This is a genomic window from Catenuloplanes indicus, from assembly GCF_030813715.1.
Taxonomy (GTDB): domain Bacteria; phylum Actinomycetota; class Actinomycetes; order Mycobacteriales; family Micromonosporaceae; genus Catenuloplanes; species Catenuloplanes indicus.
In genome coordinates this window covers 778,355-794,067 of the sequence record NZ_JAUSUZ010000001.1, presented here as the reverse complement: position 1 = coordinate 794,067, position 15,713 = coordinate 778,355, and the positions used below count along the sequence as shown (strand labels likewise).

The 15,713-nt window shown below is 73.2% G+C and carries 14 protein-coding genes; 8 read left to right on the top strand and 6 right to left on the bottom strand.

Annotated features, from left to right (window positions below):
• The first annotated feature begins 290 nt into the window (after nt 1-290).
• From J2S42_RS03780 to J2S42_RS03765, 4 genes are all read left to right on the top strand, one after another.
• On the top strand, nt 291-803 hold the full coding sequence (locus tag J2S42_RS03780) for a 2Fe-2S iron-sulfur cluster-binding protein (RefSeq protein WP_307235227.1): 513 nt from the start codon (nt 291-293) through the stop codon (nt 801-803).
• Complete coding sequence (locus J2S42_RS03775; RefSeq protein ID WP_307235225.1) at nt 800-1,783, top strand: FAD binding domain-containing protein; 984 nt, start codon at nt 800-802, stop codon at nt 1,781-1,783. Before J2S42_RS03780 ends, J2S42_RS03775 begins: the two co-directional genes overlap by 4 nt.
• Nucleotides 1,780-3,852: a xanthine dehydrogenase family protein molybdopterin-binding subunit gene (locus J2S42_RS03770; RefSeq protein ID WP_307235223.1), complete on the top strand. Its 2,073-nt coding sequence runs from the start codon at nt 1,780-1,782 to the stop codon at nt 3,850-3,852. The genes J2S42_RS03775 and J2S42_RS03770 overlap by 4 nt, the downstream gene beginning before the upstream one ends.
• A 136-nt stretch (nt 3,853-3,988) precedes the next feature.
• Nucleotides 3,989-6,973 (top strand): Ig-like domain-containing protein, encoded by a 2,985-nt coding sequence (locus tag J2S42_RS03765; protein ID WP_307235221.1) that lies wholly within the window; start codon nt 3,989-3,991, stop codon nt 6,971-6,973.
• A gap of 66 nt (nt 6,974-7,039) precedes the next feature.
• Here J2S42_RS03765 and J2S42_RS03760 read toward each other — a convergent pair whose 3' ends face one another.
• A complete protein-coding gene (locus J2S42_RS03760) occupies nt 7,040-7,162 on the bottom strand; it encodes a hypothetical protein (protein WP_307235220.1) in 123 nt (40 codons plus the stop codon).
• A gap of 78 nt (nt 7,163-7,240) precedes the next feature.
• On the opposite strand from J2S42_RS03760, the gene J2S42_RS03755 reads away from it, so the two are divergent.
• On the top strand, nt 7,241-7,672 hold the full coding sequence (locus tag J2S42_RS03755) for a hypothetical protein (protein WP_307235217.1): 432 nt from the start codon (nt 7,241-7,243) through the stop codon (nt 7,670-7,672).
• Between the two features lie 32 nt (nt 7,673-7,704).
• On the opposite strand, the gene J2S42_RS03750 is transcribed toward J2S42_RS03755, so the two are convergent.
• Nucleotides 7,705-7,992 carry a hypothetical protein gene (locus tag J2S42_RS03750; protein WP_307235216.1) on the bottom strand — a complete coding sequence of 96 codons (288 nt, stop codon included), beginning with the start codon at nt 7,990-7,992 and terminating at the stop codon, nt 7,705-7,707.
• 50 nt (nt 7,993-8,042) lie between these two features.
• On the opposite strand from J2S42_RS03750, the gene J2S42_RS03745 reads away from it, so the two are divergent.
• Complete coding sequence (locus tag J2S42_RS03745; RefSeq protein WP_307235214.1) at nt 8,043-8,474, top strand: VOC family protein; 432 nt, start codon at nt 8,043-8,045, stop codon at nt 8,472-8,474.
• A gap of 46 nt (nt 8,475-8,520) precedes the next feature.
• On the opposite strand, the gene J2S42_RS03740 is transcribed toward J2S42_RS03745, so the two are convergent.
• Together J2S42_RS03740 and J2S42_RS03735 are read right to left on the bottom strand one after the other, a co-directional pair.
• Entirely contained in the window at nt 8,521-8,895 is a 375-nt protein-coding gene (locus tag J2S42_RS03740) for a YciI family protein (RefSeq protein WP_307235211.1), read from the bottom strand.
• Nucleotides 8,896-9,019: 124 nt separating this feature from the next.
• Nucleotides 9,020-9,289, bottom strand: coding sequence for a hypothetical protein (locus tag J2S42_RS03735; protein WP_307235209.1), 270 nt, complete (start codon nt 9,287-9,289; stop codon nt 9,020-9,022).
• 237 nt (nt 9,290-9,526) lie between these two features.
• Between J2S42_RS03735 and rph the strand changes: the two genes are divergently transcribed.
• Nucleotides 9,527-12,328, top strand: a complete 2,802-nt coding sequence (gene rph, locus J2S42_RS03730; protein WP_307235208.1) for a rifamycin-inactivating phosphotransferase — start codon at nt 9,527-9,529, stop codon at nt 12,326-12,328.
• A gap of 192 nt (nt 12,329-12,520) precedes the next feature.
• Here the strand turns inward: rph and J2S42_RS03725 are convergent, their stop codons facing one another.
• The gene (locus J2S42_RS03725) at nt 12,521-13,684 is read right to left on the bottom strand and encodes a cytochrome P450 (RefSeq protein ID WP_307235206.1); all 1,164 of its coding nucleotides are present in this window, start codon (nt 13,682-13,684) and stop codon (nt 12,521-12,523) included.
• A complete protein-coding gene (locus J2S42_RS03720) occupies nt 13,681-14,463 on the bottom strand; it encodes an SDR family NAD(P)-dependent oxidoreductase (protein WP_307235204.1) in 783 nt (260 codons plus the stop codon). Before J2S42_RS03720 ends, J2S42_RS03725 begins: the two co-directional genes overlap by 4 nt.
• A 62-nt stretch (nt 14,464-14,525) precedes the next feature.
• Between J2S42_RS03720 and J2S42_RS03715 the strand changes: the two genes are divergently transcribed.
• Nucleotides 14,526-15,710, top strand: coding sequence for a zinc-dependent alcohol dehydrogenase (locus J2S42_RS03715; protein ID WP_307235202.1), 1,185 nt, complete (start codon nt 14,526-14,528; stop codon nt 15,708-15,710).
• Nucleotides 15,711-15,713: the final 3 nt, after the last annotated feature.

The following is a 15,713-nucleotide window of genomic DNA, read 5'->3' as shown; positions in this document are numbered from 1 at the left end:
CACTGGATCGAACATTGCATTCATGATCTGCTACTCGCGGTCGCTGCGTTATCGCCGCGGCGTTAGGAAAGCGCCCGAATCGTCGGAAAACAGCGATATGCTCGGTCGGCTTCATGGACGACGGCGTCGGCCGGCGGTGACGTGGGCTGCTTCCGGCCCACGCGCGCCGGGCACGGGACGACCATCGAGCGGCCCGGCGCGTGCAAACCGGTGCCGCCCGGCTTCCTGGATCGTGTTTCGGGCGGTCGCTGACGGGCACTTCGCCACGGAGACGACTCTGGGAGGCGCAGGTGGCGGTCGCGTTCACGATCGAGGTCAACGGGGAGCGGCGGGATCTCGTGGTGGATCCGCGGACCACGCTGCTGGACGCGCTGCGCGAGCATCTCGGGCTGACCGGGGCGAAGAAGGGGTGCGATCACGGGCAGTGCGGGGCGTGCACGGTGCTGCTGGACGGCCGCCGGGTCAACAGCTGCCTGATCCTCGCGATCACCCAGCGCGACGCGCAGGTGGTGACCGTGGAAGGGCTCGGCGGCGATCACCCGGTGCAGCGCGGGTTCCTCGCGCACGACGGGTTCCAGTGCGGATACTGCACGCCGGGCCAGATCTGCTCCGCGGTCGGCATGCTCGGCGAGGCCCGTAAGGGGTGGCCGAGCGCGGTCACGGAGGACGACGGGAGCACGCTCACCGAGGGCGACGGGAGCACGCTCACCGACGACGAGATCAAGGAGCGGATGAGCGGCAACCTGTGCCGGTGCGGCGCGTACGCGAACATCGTCCCGGCGATCGCGGAGGCGGCCCGATGAGGGAGTTCACGTATCACGAGGCCGCGGACGTGGCCGGTGCGGTCGCCACGCTGACGGCGGACCCCGACGCGGCGTTCATCGCAGGCGGCACGAACCTGGTCGACCTGATGAAGCTGGGTGTGGCGACGCCCGGCGCGCTGGTCGACGTGGCGCGGCTGCCGCTGCACGACGTGACCGCGCTGCCGGACGGCTCGCTGCGGGTCGGCGCGACGGTCCGCAACAGTGACCTGGCCGCGCACCCGGAGGTCCGGCGCCGCTACCCGGTGCTGTCCCAGGCGCTGCTCGAGGGCGCGTCCGGTCAGCTGCGGAACATGGCCACGACCGGCGGGAACCTGCTGCAGCGCACCCGCTGCCGGTACTTCCAGGACACCGGCAAGGCCTGCAACAAGCGCGCGCCCGGCACCGGCTGCCCGGCCCGTGAGGGCGACCACCGCAACCTGGCGATCCTGGGGGCGTCCGAGGCATGCGTCGCCACCCACCCGTCCGACATGGCGGTCGCGCTGGCCGCGCTCGGCGCGCGCGTCCGCGTGCACGGGATCGACGGCGAGCGGGAGATCCCGGCGGACGAGTTGCACCGGCTGCCCGGCGACCGGCCCGATCAGGACACGGTGCTGCGGCGCGGCGACCTGATCACCGCGGTCGACCTCCCGCCGCTGGAGATGCGCTCCACGTACCGCAAGGCCCGGGACCGCGCGTCCTACGCGTTCGCCACCGGCGCGGTCGCGGCCGCGATAAGGATCACGGACGACACCGTCGAGGACGTACGGCTGGCGTGGGGCGCGGTCGCGCACCGGCCGTGGCGTGCCCACCTGGCCGAGGAGGCGCTGCGTGGCGGGCCTGCCACGCGCGAGGCGTTCCTCGCGGCCGCGGACGCCGAACTGGCCGCGGCCGAGCCGCTGCGCGACAACGCGTACAAGATCCAGCTGATCCGGAACCTGACCGCGGCCGTGCTCGGCTCGCTCACGGAGGGACAGCGATGACCGCCACCGTTCCCGGGCACGCGCTCGGCACGCCGCTGGCCCGCGTCGAAGGGCCGGACAAGGTCACCGGCGCGGCCCGGTACGCCGTGGAGTACCCGGTCGAGAACGCGGCCCACGCCTGGGTCGTCCGGTCCCCGGTCGCGCGCGGGCGGCTGACGGACGTCGAGATCGACCCCACGCTCGACGGCGTGCTCGCGGTGCTCTGGCACGGCAACGCGCCGGAGCTGGCCGAGACCGCCGACCCGGAGCTGCACGTGCTGCAGTCGGACTCCATCTCGTACCGTGGCCAGGTCGTCGCCCTTGTGGTCGCGGAGACACTGGAGGCGGCACGCCACGCGGCCCAGTCGGTCGTCCTCGACATCGAGGCGGCACCGCACGACGTCGTGCTGCGCGCGGACCACCCCGATCTCTACACACCGGACAAGGTCAACCCGGGCTTCCCGGCCGGGACCGCGCAGGGCGACGCCGAGTCCGCCCTGAGCGAGGCCGAGGTCACGGTCGACGTCACCTACACGACGCCGGCGCTGCACAACAACCCGATGGAACCGCACGCCACCATCGCGGTCTGGGACGGCGACGAGGACCTCACGCTCTACGACTCCAACCAGGGCCCGCACTCGGTCGCGCCGGACGTGGCGTCGGCGCTCGGCCTCGACCCGGCGCGCGTGCGGATCGTCGCGGAGCACGTCGGCGGCGGCTTCGGCTCCAAGGGCTCGGCCCGGCCGAACGCGGTGCTGGCCGCGATCGCCGCCAAGGTCACCGGACGGCCGGTCAAGCTGGCGCTGCCCCGCCAGGCGCTGTTCACCATGGTCGGCTACCGGACCCCCACCATCCAGCGGGTACGTCTGGGAGCCACGAAGGACGGCACGCTCACCGCGATCACGCACGACGCGGTCTCGCAGTCGTCGCGGCTGTTCGAGTTCGCCGAGCAGACCGCGGTCGTCACCCGGCACATGTACGCGGCCGCGCACCGCCGCACCGGCCACCGCCTGGTGCGGCTGGACATGCCCACGCCACGCTGGATGCGCGCGCCCGGCGAGGCACCCGGCATGGTCGCGCTGGAGTGCGCGATGGACGAGCTGGCGTACGCGCTCGGCATCGACCCGATCGAGCTGCGCGCCCGCAACGAACCGGACGCCGAACCGGAGAGCGGCGAGCCGTTCACCAGCCGGCACTACCTGCGCTGCCTGCGCGAGGGCGCGGAACGCTTCGGCTGGGCCGGCCGCGACCCGCGCCCGGCCCGGCGCCGCGACGGCGAGTGGTGGACCGGCACCGGCGTGGCCGGCGCGACGTACCCGGCGATGGCCCAGGCGTCCACCGCGGCCGCCACCGCGCTGCCGGACGGGCGCGTCGAGGTGCGCATCGCCGCCACCGACATCGGCACCGGCGCCCGGACCGTGCTCACCCAGATCGCGGCGGACGCGCTCGGCCTGCCCGTCGAGAGCGTGGTCGTGCGGATCGGCGACACCCGGCTGCCCAAGGCGTCCGTGGCCGGCGGCTCGTCCGGCACCGCCAGCTGGGGCTGGGCGATCGACGGCGCCTGCCGGCGGCTGCGTGAGCGGGGAATGAGCGGCGAGGTCGTCTTCGACAGCACCGAGCTGGTGAAGGCGCGCGGCAACGACGGCCGGCACGCCTTCGGCGCGCACTTCGCGGCGGTACGGGTCAGCGCGGTCACCGGCGAGGTCCGGGTGGACCGGCTGTTCGGCATCTACGCGGCCGGCCGGATCCTGAACCCGCGCACCGCCCGCAGTCAGTTCATCGGCGGCATGACCATGGGCATGGGGATGGCGCTGCACGAGGAGGGCGTGCTCGACCCGTACACCGGCGACTGGGTCAACCACGACCTGGCCGACTACCACATCCCGGTGCACGCGGACGTCCGGGACATCGACGCGGCCTGGATCGACGAGCACGACGACCATCTCAACCCGATGGGCAGCAAGGGCATCGGCGAGATCGGCATCGTCGGTTCACCCGCCGCGATCCTCAACGCGATATGGCACGCCACGGGTGTCCGCATCCGTGACCTTCCGGCCCGGATGGACCGCATCCTGCCGCATCTGCCGTGACCGGACGCGTTTGCCGCTATGCGATGCAGCCGGGCGAACTCCTAATCGGCGCGAGCGGGGTCGAAGCGGCGCGACGGGGTCTCGTGGACGTCACGGGTGTGCGAGCGTGGGCCTCCCCGGCCCTGGAGGAGCGCCCGTGTCCACGTACCGTCGCGTCGCCTTCGTCCTTGTGCTCTCCTGCTTCCCGGTGTTCCTCGCGGTGCCGGCGCGGGCCGCGGTGGTGCCGGTCGCGGCGATCGACTTCGGGCCCGCGAGCGTGCCGGCGGCGAGCGGCCACGTGGCGGACACCGGGGCGGCGTTCGACGCGGCCCGCGGCTACGGCTGGGTGCGGGAGGACGCGCCGGACACGCCGCTGGACCTGACCGCGAACACCCGGAACCGGGCGCGGTCCGGCGTCGCCGCGCTGCTCAACACGATCATCCACATGCAGTACGGGCACGTCGGCGGCGGCAACGGCGTGGCGACCGCCGGGGCCTGGGAGCACGCGCTCCCGCCGGGCACCTACCGGGTGACCGCCGGGGTGGGCGACCAGCCGTCCTACGACAGCCGGCACGTGGTGCGCGCGGAGGGCGTGACCGTGGTGCCGGGCTTCCAGGGCAGCGCGTCCGCGGAGTTCTCCGCCGCCACGGTCACGGTGCCGGTGCTGGACGGGCGGCTGACGCTCGACGCGATCGGCGGCACGAACACGAAACTGACCCACGTCACCATCGCGCGGGACACGTCGGACACGGCGGCGCCGGCCACGGTGAGCGGGGTGGCGGTCGCCGTCGGTGACCGGCAGGCCACGGTGAGCTGGACCGCGAGCACCGCGGCCGACCTGGGCGGCTACCGGGTCTACCGGGGCGGCACGCTGATCTCCGGGCCCGGGCTGGTGCCGGCCACCAGTTTCACGGACACCACCGCCGTCAACGGGAACACCGCCTCCTGGACCGTGCGGGCGGTCGACCGGCACGGCAACGAGTCCGCCGCCTCGGCCGCGGTCACCGGGACGCCCGCGGCGTTCGCCCTGAAGATCAATTTCTCCGACGCGGCGACCGCGCCGCCGGCCGGCTACGGCCGCGACTTCGGCGAGGCGTTCACCACCACCAGAGGATACGGGTGGGTGGCGCTCGGCACGAGCACGCCGCTGTCGCTGGCCGGCAACGGGCGCAACCGGGGGAGCGGGCAGCCGGACGTGCGCCTGGCCACGCTGATCCACCCGCAACTGCCGGCCGGGTCCACCGGCGTGACCACGCCGGGCAGCTGGGAGGCGGCCGTGCCGAACGGCGCCTACACCGTCACGGTCGCGGCCGGTGACTCCGGCACGGCCGTGAACAGCGCGCACTGGGTCAACATCGAGGACCAGAACGCGGTGGCGGCGTTCGTGCCCACCACGTCCGTGAAGCACGCGGTGGTGACCCGCACCGTGACGGTGACGGACGGGCGGCTCACGGTCAGCCCGGCCGGTGGCACGAACACCAAACTCAACTATGTGGACGTGGCGAGCGTGCCCGCGTCCGCCGCGCTGCCGTCCGTGCGGGCCAGCACACCGCCTAACCTGGCGGTGGACGTGCCGGTCACCGCGAGCGTGGTCGAGGACCTGCGGCTGCCCGGCGGCGGCGTCGACCCGGCCACGCTTACGTCCGCCACGGTCACGCTCACCCGGGTCGCCGACGGCGCGGCCGTCCCGGCGAACCCGATCACCAGCGGTGGCGGCGACGTCATCAACCTCTCGCCGGCCGCGCCGCTGCAACCGTCCACGCTGTACCGGTTCGCGGTCACCTCCGAGGTGCGCGACGTCGCCGGGCGTGCCTTCCAGCCGTACTCGATCGTGTTCCGGACCGGTGCGGGCGGCGGGACCGGCGGGCCGATCGCGTTCACCAAGACGGTCGGCGTGGCCACCGGCGCGCCGTTCACCTCGGTGGTGACCGGGCCGGACGGCCGGCTCTACGCCGGCACGCTGGACGGGCGCATCCTCCGTTTCCCGATCGACGCGGACGGCACGCTCGGCACGGCCACGGTGATCAACACGGTGCGGGACCACGCGGTCGCGGCCGGGCTGGCGGGCGCCCCCGACCGTACCGTCATCGGCCTGGCCTTTGATCCTGCCTCGACACCGGCCGCGCCGATTTTGTGGATCACGGACAACTACGAGTACGCCGGGCCGCTCAACGTGCCGGACTGGTCCAGCCACATCGCCCGGCTCAGCGGGCCGGACCTGAGCGTCTACACCGACGTGGTGACGAACCTGCCGCGGTCGGTCAAGGACCACGAGACGAACTCGCTGGCGTTCGGGCCGGACGGCGCGCTCTACGTCTCGCAGGGCGCGAACAACGCGATGGGCGCACCGGACTCGACCTGGGGGAACCGGCCGGAACGGCTGTTGTCCGCGGCCGTGCTCCGCCTCGACCCGGCCGCGCTGGGCGCACTCCCGCTGGACGTCAAGACCGCGGAGGGCGGCACCTACGACCCGTACGCCGCCGGGGCGCCGCTGACGATCCACGCCACCGGCGTGCGCAACGCCTACGACCTGGTCTGGCACTCCAACGGCCACCTCTACGCGCCGACGAACGGGTCCGCGGCTGGTGGGAACACGCCCGCGACACCGGCACCGCTGCCCGCGTCCTGCGCGCGGCGCGGCTACACCGGCCCGGCCGTGCCCGGCCTGACCGGCGTCGGCACGGCCGAGACCGACTACGTGTTCGACGTGCGGCCGGGCCGCTACTACGGCCACCCGAACCCGGAACGGTGCGAATGGGTGCTGGCCGGCGGCAACCCGACCGGCGGCACCGACCCGTTCCAGGTCCCCGGATACCCGGTGGGCACGCCGCCGGACGCGAACCTGGACCTGGCCGGCATGTACGACGCGGGCCTGCACGCGTCCGCGAACGGCGTCATCGAGTACACCGGCGCCGCGTTCGGCGGGGCGCTGCGCGGAAAGCTGCTCGTCGTACGCTACTCGTCCGGGCAGGACATCCAGACGTTCGACGTGGCCGCGGACGGCACGCTCAGCAACCGCACCACCGGGATCGCCGGGCTGACCGGCTTCAGTCAGCCGCTCGACGTCACCGAGCACGCCGGCAACCTGTACGTCACCGAGCTGGGCGCGAACCGGATCACCCTGCTGCGGCCGCAGGCCTGAGACGGCGCGGCGGATCGGTGCCGAAGCGGTGACCCGGCGCCGGGAAGCTGCCGCCGGCGTGCTTCGTCATCGGATGAACAGATTCGCGCCGACCGTGCACAGCACCGACAGCAGGATCGACACCAGGATCATCCCGAGACACCCCAGGCCGCCGCCCAGCGGCCGGATCTCCACGTTTCCGATACGCATGCGCAGCGACTACCCCCGAACGCGTCCGGCAATCGCCGCAGGTCGTTTCGCAGCGAAACGTCCGGGTATCCGGCCGGCATGCTTCTCGTGCGCTCGTTCCTGCTCGGCGTGGTCTCCGGCGGCCGCAGCATGACCGGCCTGGCCGCGGTCGCGCTCACGTCCCGGTCCGGCCCGCTCGTCGGACCGTGGACCCGTGCTCTGACGACCGCCGGCGCGCTCGGCGAACTCGCCGGCGACAAACTCCCGAACGCCCCGAGCCGCCTCACTCCGCCCGCGCTCACGGTGCGCGCGGCCACCGGTGCCGCCGCGGCCGCGGCGCTGGCCGCGCGATCGCACGGCAATCCGGTGTGGCACGCGCTACCGGCGGCGGCCGGCGCCCTCGCCGGCAGTGTCGCCGGTGCCCGCTGGCGCGCGTTCGCCGATCGGCGCGGATGGCCGCCGCTCGCTGCCGCACTGCTGGAGGACGCGGTCGTACTCGGCCTGGCCGCGGCGGTCGCCCACCGCCGCTGACCCCGCGGCCGGCACACCGCGCTCCCCGCTGATCAATCCGCCCGTTCCGGCACGACGGCGCTGCGCGTCGGAGTGCTCTGCCACAGTGCCCGCGGCACCGGACAGTGCCGCGCCTCCCGCTCCGCCTCCGCGATCGCCCGCGCCCGGCCGGGGCCGGGCGGGCTGAAGCCGAAATCGGTGTCCTGCACGGAAAGCCGATCGAGATCGGTCAGCGTGGGCGTGTCCGCGAACACCATGTCCAGCCGGACATGCCAGCGACTCCGGCGGATGCCCGCCGACGGCGCCGCAGGCCGCCCCCGGCTCCAGCTCGTCCACCGCATCCGCTCGATTGTGCGCGCCGGCCGGTGTTCGGTCTGTCTATGGTGTCCGGATGGCGTTGGTCAGGGAGTTTCAGGTGACGTTCGACTGCGCGGACCCGGAGCGGGTCGGCCGGTTCTGGTGCGAGGTGCTCGGGTACGTCGTACGGCCGCCGAAGGGGTTCGAGTCGTGGGAGGAATACGAGCGGTCGCGGCCGGCCGAGCGGCGCGGTGAGTGGTTCGCGTGCGTCGATCCGGCCGGGGCCGGGCCGCGGCTGTTCTTTCAGCGGGTGCCGGAGGGCCGGGTCGTCAAGAACCGGGTGCACCTGGACGTGCGGGCGGGCACCGGCCTGGCCGGCGAGGAGCGGCTGGCCGTGCTGAAGGCGGAGGCCGAACGGCTGGTCGCGCTCGGCGCGAGCGTCGTGCAGGTGCTGGTCGCGGACGACGAGAACGAGTCGTGCATCCCGATGCAGGACGTCGAGGGCAACGAGTTCTGCCTCGACTGACACACGCCGCCGGGCGGACTCCCGCCCGGCGACGCGGATCGGCCGGTCAGTCCTGCCTGGGAAGCCGGTACGCGCCGGGGCCGCGGAAGCGGTGCACCTCCTGCGGCCATTCGAGCGCGGTGGCGAGCCGGCCGGCCCAGTACCGCGCGGTCTCGTCGTCCGGCACGTCGATCGCGGCGAAACCGCCGAGGTGCTCCTTGGTCTCGATGTACGGCCCGTCGGTGAAGACCGGCTTGCCGTCGACGGCCTCGACGCTGCAGACCGCGGTCGACCGGTCCAGCCCGCCGTTGCTGAAGAGCAGGATGCCCGCCGCCAGCATCTCGTCGATCACGGCCAGGGAGGCCTCGGCCTTCTGCGCGATCTGCTCCGGCGTGTGCGGAGCCACCCACTCATCGTTGAACGCGATCAGATACTCCGTCATGGTCTTCTCCCTTGGATCTGCGCAACGCGACGGCCCGTGGACGCCGCCCACACGTCCTACGAACGAGCGCCCCCCGATACGACACCATCCCGGCGACATTTCCCGGCGGAACCACGCGGCCGGCTCAGCAGCACAGCGAGCACGGCTCCGGCGAGGCCCGCAGCATCCGCGCCGCCCAGGCCTCCAGGTCGGCGCGGGTTCCGCAGATCTTGACGTAGTCGCCGGTCGTCCAGCGGGTCGCCGCGGGCTGCAGCACGGTTATGGTGCGGCAGCCGGCCCGGTGCAGTTTCAGATAGCGGGCGCTCGGACGCCGATACGTGTTGATGACGAAGCCGCCCGGATTGTCCCTGGTCCACCGTACGTAGTCGGCGTCCCGATCGACGAAGCACTCCATGCCGGAATCCTGGACGCGGCGCGGGCGGAGGGGTATCGGCATTCGGCCGGGACCGGGTGGCCGGATCGGCGGGCCGCGTGCGGAGGGGAAGCCCTCCCGCCATCTTCAACATATAGCGGAGGGTGGGACTTGCGGCAAGGCCCGGTACGGGGCGCAGAATCGTCGGCCGGGCCACGATCCGGGGAGGTGCGGCCCGGACCGTGGGGTGGCGAGGTATGACGGTGCCGGGGGTGTCGCGTGCTGGGGCGTTATGTGGTAGGGCTGGCGGAGGCGGACGCGGCGGACGCGGCGGAGGTCGGCGGCAAGGCGCGGCAGCTGGCCGTGCTGTCCCGGATCGACGGGGTCCGGGTACCGTCCGGCTTCTGCGTGACGGCCGCCGCGTTCCGGCGGATCATGGCGGAGATCCCGGCGGTGGACGAGCTGTTCGCGCGGCTGGAGAACGCCGGTGATGACGGGATCCGCGCGCTCAGCGCGGAGATCCGGGCCGCGATCGAAGCGGTCCCGGTCCCCGGCGATCTCGCGGCGGAGATCACCGAGGCGGTGCGCGCGTCAAGCCGGAACGAGGCACCCGCCGGGCGCGAGTCGCCGACCAGCAGCGAGGTGTCCGCCGGTAGCAGCGCATCCGGCGGCAGTGAGTCGTCCGGCGTGACCGAGGCGTCCGGCGGGGACGAGCTGCCCGCCGGGAACGGGGCATCCGGTGGCGGTGAGGTAGCCGCCGGGGACGGGGAATCCGGCCGGAGCGGGCCGTCCGGGGGAAACGGGACACCCGCCGGGGACGTACCGGGCGGCAACGCGGCGTTCGCGGTGCGGTCGAGTGCGACCGCGGAGGATCTGCCCGAGGCGTCCTTCGCCGGCCAGCAGGACTCGTTCCTCAACGTGGCCGGGACGGATGCGGTCCTCGCGCACGTCCAGCGCGTCTGGGCGTCGCTGTTCACCGAGCGGGCGGTCGCGTACCGGCGCCGGAATGGGTTTGATCATCGCCGGGTGTTCATGGCGGTGGTCGTCCAGCGCATGGTCGCGCCGGACGCCGCCGGGGTGCTGTTCACCGCGGACCCGGTCACCTCGGACCGGCGGCTCGCGTCGGTCGAGGCGGCCGTCGGGCTCGGCGAGGCACTCGTCTCCGGCCGGGCGCACGCGGACAGCTTCACCGTCCGCGACGGCGAGATCCTCACCCGGGCGATCGCGGTCAAGCCGACCGCGGTCCGCGCCGCGCCGGGCGGCGGCGTGCAGGACGTGGCGGTCGACGACCCGGCTCGTCCCGCGCTCACGGACGCCCAGGTCGTGCGGCTGGTGGCGCTCGGCCGGCGGATCGAGGCGCAGCTCGGCGTGCCGCAGGACATCGAGTGGTGCCTGACCGGCGACGACATCAGTGTGGTGCAGAGCCGCCCGATCACCACGTTGTTCCCGATTCCCGCCGCCGGGGACGGCGAGAACCACGTCTACGTGTCCGTCGGGCATCAGCAGATGATGACCGACGCGATGAAGCCGCTCGGACTGTCGCTCTGGCAGATGACCACGCCGCGGCCGATGGCGGAGGCCGGTGGCCGGCTGTTCGTCGACGTCACCGCAGCACTGGCGTCGCCCACCGGCCGGGCGAACCTGGTGGCCGCGCTCGGCACGTCCGACCCGCTGACCGGGGACGCGCTGCGGACGATCGCCGCGCGGGACGGATTCATCCGCACGGTCCCGGACGGCGAGCGGCCCTGGGCCGCACCCGGCGCCACGACCGCGCCGATCGAGGCGGACCCGGCCCTGGTCACCGCGCTGGTCGAGCACGTCCGCGCGTCCGTCGCCGCGGCGGAGCACGACCTCCGTGGCCGGTCCGGCGCGGATCTGATGGACGCCGTCCGGGCCGACGTGGAGAAGCTGCGCCGGGTCCTGTCCGACCCGCGGAGCCTGCCGGTGATCGTGTCGGCGCAGGAGGCCGCGACCTGGCTGAACGACCGGCTGTCAACGTGGCTGGGGGAGCGGGACGCGGCGGACACGCTCGCACGGTCCGCGCCCGGCAACGTGACCGCGGAGATGGGCCTGGCGCTGCTGGACGTCGCGGACGTGATCCGCCCGCATCCGGAGCTGGTCGCGCACCTGGGCGAGCACGGGCTGGACGGCATCGACCGGCTGGACGGCGGGCCGGAGACCCGGGAAGCGATCACGAACTTCCTGCACGTGTACGGCATGCGCTGCCCCGGCGAGATCGACATCACCCGGCCGCGGTGGAGTGAGGAGCCGGCCATGCTGATCCCGCTGCTGCTCGGCAACGTGCGCAACTTCGCGGCGGGTGCCGGGACGCGGCGGTTCGCGGAGAAGCTCGCGGAGGCGCGGGCCGCGGAGGACGACGTGCTGCGGCGGGTGCGCGCGCTACCGGACGGCGAGGCGAAGGCCGCGGAGACGAAGCGGGTGATCGACCGGCTGCGCACGTTCAGCGGCTACCGTGAGTTCCCGAAGTACGGCATGGTCAGCCGCTACCTGATCTACAAGCGGGCGCTGCTGGCCGAGGCCGCCCGGCTGGTCGCCGCGGGTGTGCTGCACGAGCCGGAGGACGTGTTCTACCTACGATTCGACGAACTGGACGCCGTGGTCCGCAGCGGACGCGCGGACCATGACCTGATCCGCCGCCGCAAGGACGAGTTCCGGTTCTTCCGGACGCTCACCGCGCCGCGGGTGCTCACCTCCGACGGCGAGGCGGTGCGTGGCGCCTACCGGCGGGACGACGTGCCGGACGGCGCGCTGGCCGGGCTGGCGGTCTCCGCCGGGACGGTCGAGGGCCGGGCCCGCGTCGTGCTGGACCTGTCCGTCGCCGACCTCGCGCCCGGTGACATCCTGGTCACCGCGTACACCGACCCGAGCTGGACCCCGGCGTTCGTCGCGGTCACCGGCCTGGTCACCGAGGTCGGCGGCCTGATGACGCACGGCGCCGTGATCGCCCGGGAGTACGGCCTGCCGGCCGTGGTCGGCGTGGTCGGCGCGACCCGCCTGATCCGGGACGGCAGCCGGATCCGGGTGCACGGCACGGACGGCTTCGTCGAACTCCTCGACTGAGGCCGGATCGCGCGGCCGCCCCGGCGGATCGCGGTCGCCGCGGGGAGCACCCGACCGGTCGCGGATCGCGGGGCGGCCCGCGGATCGCGGTGGCCGCGGGGATCACGCGACCGGCCGCGGATCGCCGGGCGGCGGCCCCGCGGAGCGCGGCCGTCCCGCGGACGGGGATGGCCGCGCGATCGCCGGAGCCGGTCAGGCGACCCGGATGATCATCCCGCTGCGGGGGAGCGCCGGGATGCGGCGCAGCGACATCTCCAGGTCCTGGTCCGGCACCCGGTAGTCGAGTGCGGCCAGGCGCTGGGCGATCCGGGACATCAGCGTGACCGTGATGTCCTCGCCCGGGCACCGGTGCAGTTCCGGGTCGCCGCCGCCCTGCGGGATCAGGTCGTCGCGGCCCGGCTCGCGCTCCAGGAATCGTTGTGGCGCGAACCGGTACGGCTCCGGCCACAAAAGCTGATCATGGTGTTGCCCGAAGATGTCGAGCAGCACCATCGACCCCCGTGGGATCCGCACGCCGCCGTAGGACAGGTCGCGCACCGCCTTCCCGCCGACGAACGGCGCGAACGGGTAGAACCGCCGCACCTCGTGGGCGAACGCCCGCGCGTAGTCGTCGCCCCCGTCGCGCAGCGCGGCCCGCTGTTCCGGGTACCGCCACAGCGCGTGGCCCATGAACGCGGCGAACCAGGACACTGCCACGGTCGGCCGGATGATGTTCAGCAACTCCACGGCGGCGGTGCGCGGAGACAGCGAAGGCTGCCGCGCCACCACCTCGCACGCCGAGCCCGGCGGTACGGTCACGCTCCCGTCCCGTACCCCCGTGATGAGCTTTTCGGCGTGCCGCTCCTGCCGGCCGCGCGCCCGCCGGGCCCGCCAGTGCCGCGGACCACCGGTGGCGAAGCCGTCCACCATCGCCTGCAGGTCCGCCGCCACGGCCGGGAGCGTGCCGGGCGCGAGCGGGACGCCGGCCCACCGGCACACCGCGTCGGCGAGGATCCGGCCGGACTCCTCGAACAGGATGACGCGGCGGCCGGGCCAGCGGGCCGATGCGGCGTCCCAGGCCGCGTCCAGCTCGTCGGCCAGCCGCTTGACCTGCGCGGGCTCCTTCAGCAGCGCCAGGAACATCGCCTTGCGGGCACGGTGCGCGTCGCCGTCCAGCGTGTGCACCGCGCCCTTGCCGGTCAGCGTGCCGCGCACCGGTTCCGGCAACGCGCCGTGCCGCCGCACGTGGCGTTCGTCGTAGAAGAACCGGACCGCGTCCGGCCCGCGCAGCGCGGTGGCGCGCAGGCCGAACAGTCGGGTGGGCACCGGGGTGCGGCCGAGGCCGGGGAGCCAGGAGTAACCCTCGAGGAGCATCATGCCGAGCCCGGCTCCGCCATCTTGGCGTGCATGGTCGCCTTCGCGCTGTCCGGCATCACCTTGCTGGCCGCGCCCTGCACCTTGGTCTTGACCGAGCCGGCCACGACCTTCTCCTTGCCCTTGAGCAACGCCTCGATGCCCTGCTCCGCGACCACGGCCGGGTCGTCCTTCTTCGACGCGCCGACCCGGGTGTCGTCCATGTCCGCGCGGTGGAAGAAGTTCGTGTCGGTCGGACCGGGCATCAGCGCGGTGATCGTCACGCCGGTGTCCTTCAGCTCCTCGCGCAGCGCCTCCGCGAACGACTGCACGAACGACTTCGACGCGTTGTAGACCGCCTGGTACGTACCCGGCATGGTGGACGCGATCGACGAGGTGAACAGCACGCCGCCGGCGTCGCGCGCGACCATCGCGGGCAGCGCGAGCTTGGCCAGGTGCACGGTCGAGGTGACGTTGACGTCGATCACGTTGAACTCGTCGCGCAGGTCGGTGCCGCCGACGAACTCGCCGCCGATGCCGCGGCCCGCGTTGAGCGCGAGCACGTCCACGTCGCGGGTGATCGCGGCCCACACCTTCTCCACGCCCTCCGGCGTGGCGAGGTCGGCGCGGACCTCGGTCACCTCGACGCCGGCGCCGTCCCGCCGCAGGTTCGCGGCGGCCTGCGCGAGCTCCTCGCCCGACGCCGTGATCAACAGGTCGTAGCCGCGCGACGCCAGCTGCCGGGCGAGCTCGTACCCGATGCCGCTGGACGCGCCGGTGACCACTGCAAACTGATTAGCCATACCTGCCGGATGCCCCGGGAAACCGTGGTTAATCCCGTCGGGTCCGGGGCACACCCTCACCCATGCGAGCACTCACCTGGCAGGGCACCGGCAAGGTGTCCGTGGAGAACGTCCCCGACCCGACCATTCAGGAGCCGACGGATGCCGTCATCCGGGTGACCTCGACCGCCATCTGCGGCTCCGACCTGCACCTGTACGACGTGCTCGGCATGTACCTGGACAAGGGTGACATCCTGGGCCACGAGCCGATGGGCATCGTGGAGGAGGTCGGTGCGGACGTCACCCACATCAAGCCCGGCGACCGCGTGGTGATCCCGTTCAACATCTCCTGCGGCTTCTGCTGGATGTGCAGCCGCGGCTACTACGCCCAGTGCGAGACAACGCAGGTCAAGGAGCACGGCAAGGGCGCGTCGCTGTTCGGCTACACCAGGCTGTACGGCCAGGTGCCCGGCGGTCAGGCCGAGTACCTGCGCGTCCCCCAGGCCCACTTCGGCCCGATCAAGGTGCCGGAGGGTCACCCGGACGAGCGTTACCTGTTCCTCTCCGACGTGCTCACCACGTCGTGGCAGGCCGCGAAGTGGGCGGACATCGAGCCGGGCAGCACCGTGCTGGTCACCGGCCTCGGCCCGATCGGCCAGATGTCCGCGCGGATCGCCCGCCACCTCGGTGCCGAGCGCGTCATCGCGGTCGACAACGTGCCGGAGCGGCTGGCGATGGCCGAGCGCCACGGCATCGAGGTGCTGAACCACGACAAGATCGACGACATCCCGGCGGCCGTGATCGAGCTGACGAACGGGCGCGGCGCGGACGGCGTGATCGAGGCGGTCGGTATGGAGGCGCACGGCACGCCGTTCCAGGCCGCCGCCATGACCGCGGCCGGCATGCTCCCGGACGCGCTGGCCCGCAAGGCGATCGACACCATGGGCGTGGACCGGATGGGCGCGCTGCGCACCGCGTTCGCCTCGGTCCGGCGGGCCGGCACCGTGTCGATCGTCGGCGTCTACGGCGGGCAGGCCGACCCGATCCCGATGTTCGACCTGTTCGACAAGGGGGTCACGCTGCGGATGGGCCAGGCGCACGTACGCCGCTGGTCCGACGACGTGCTGCCGCTGCTCACCGGCGCCGGCGACCCGCTCGGCGTGGACGACCTCGTCACCCACCGCCTCCCGCTGGAGTCGGCACCGCAGGCGTATGAGATCTTCAAGAAGAAGGAGGACGGCTGCATCAAGGTCGTCCTGAAGCCGTAGCGT

What these genes read in the sequence shown, in the direction of transcription:
- J2S42_RS03775 (WP_307235225.1), top strand. Translation starts at nt 800, where the DNA reads ATGAGGGAGTTCACGTATCACGAGGCCGCGGACGTGGCCGGTGCGGTC.
- J2S42_RS03770 (WP_307235223.1), top strand. Translation starts at nt 1,780, where the DNA reads ATGACCGCCACCGTTCCCGGGCACGCGCTCGGCACGCCGCTGGCCCGC.
- J2S42_RS03760 (WP_307235220.1), bottom strand. Translation starts at nt 7,162, where the DNA reads ATGCGTATCGGAAACGTGGAGATCCGGCCGCTGGGCGGCGGCCTGGGG.
- J2S42_RS03755 (WP_307235217.1), top strand. Translation starts at nt 7,241, where the DNA reads ATGCTTCTCGTGCGCTCGTTCCTGCTCGGCGTGGTCTCCGGCGGCCGC.
- J2S42_RS03750 (WP_307235216.1), bottom strand. Translation starts at nt 7,992, where the DNA reads ATGCGGTGGACGAGCTGGAGCCGGGGGCGGCCTGCGGCGCCGTCGGCG.
- J2S42_RS03745 (WP_307235214.1), top strand. Translation starts at nt 8,043, where the DNA reads ATGGCGTTGGTCAGGGAGTTTCAGGTGACGTTCGACTGCGCGGACCCG.
- J2S42_RS03740 (WP_307235211.1), bottom strand. Translation starts at nt 8,895, where the DNA reads ATGACGGAGTATCTGATCGCGTTCAACGATGAGTGGGTGGCTCCGCAC.
- J2S42_RS03735 (WP_307235209.1), bottom strand. Translation starts at nt 9,289, where the DNA reads ATGGAGTGCTTCGTCGATCGGGACGCCGACTACGTACGGTGGACCAGG.
- J2S42_RS03725 (WP_307235206.1), bottom strand. Translation starts at nt 13,684, where the DNA reads ATGATGCTCCTCGAGGGTTACTCCTGGCTCCCCGGCCTCGGCCGCACC.
- J2S42_RS03720 (WP_307235204.1), bottom strand. Translation starts at nt 14,463, where the DNA reads ATGGCTAATCAGTTTGCAGTGGTCACCGGCGCGTCCAGCGGCATCGGG.
- J2S42_RS03715 (WP_307235202.1), top strand. Translation starts at nt 14,526, where the DNA reads ATGCGAGCACTCACCTGGCAGGGCACCGGCAAGGTGTCCGTGGAGAAC.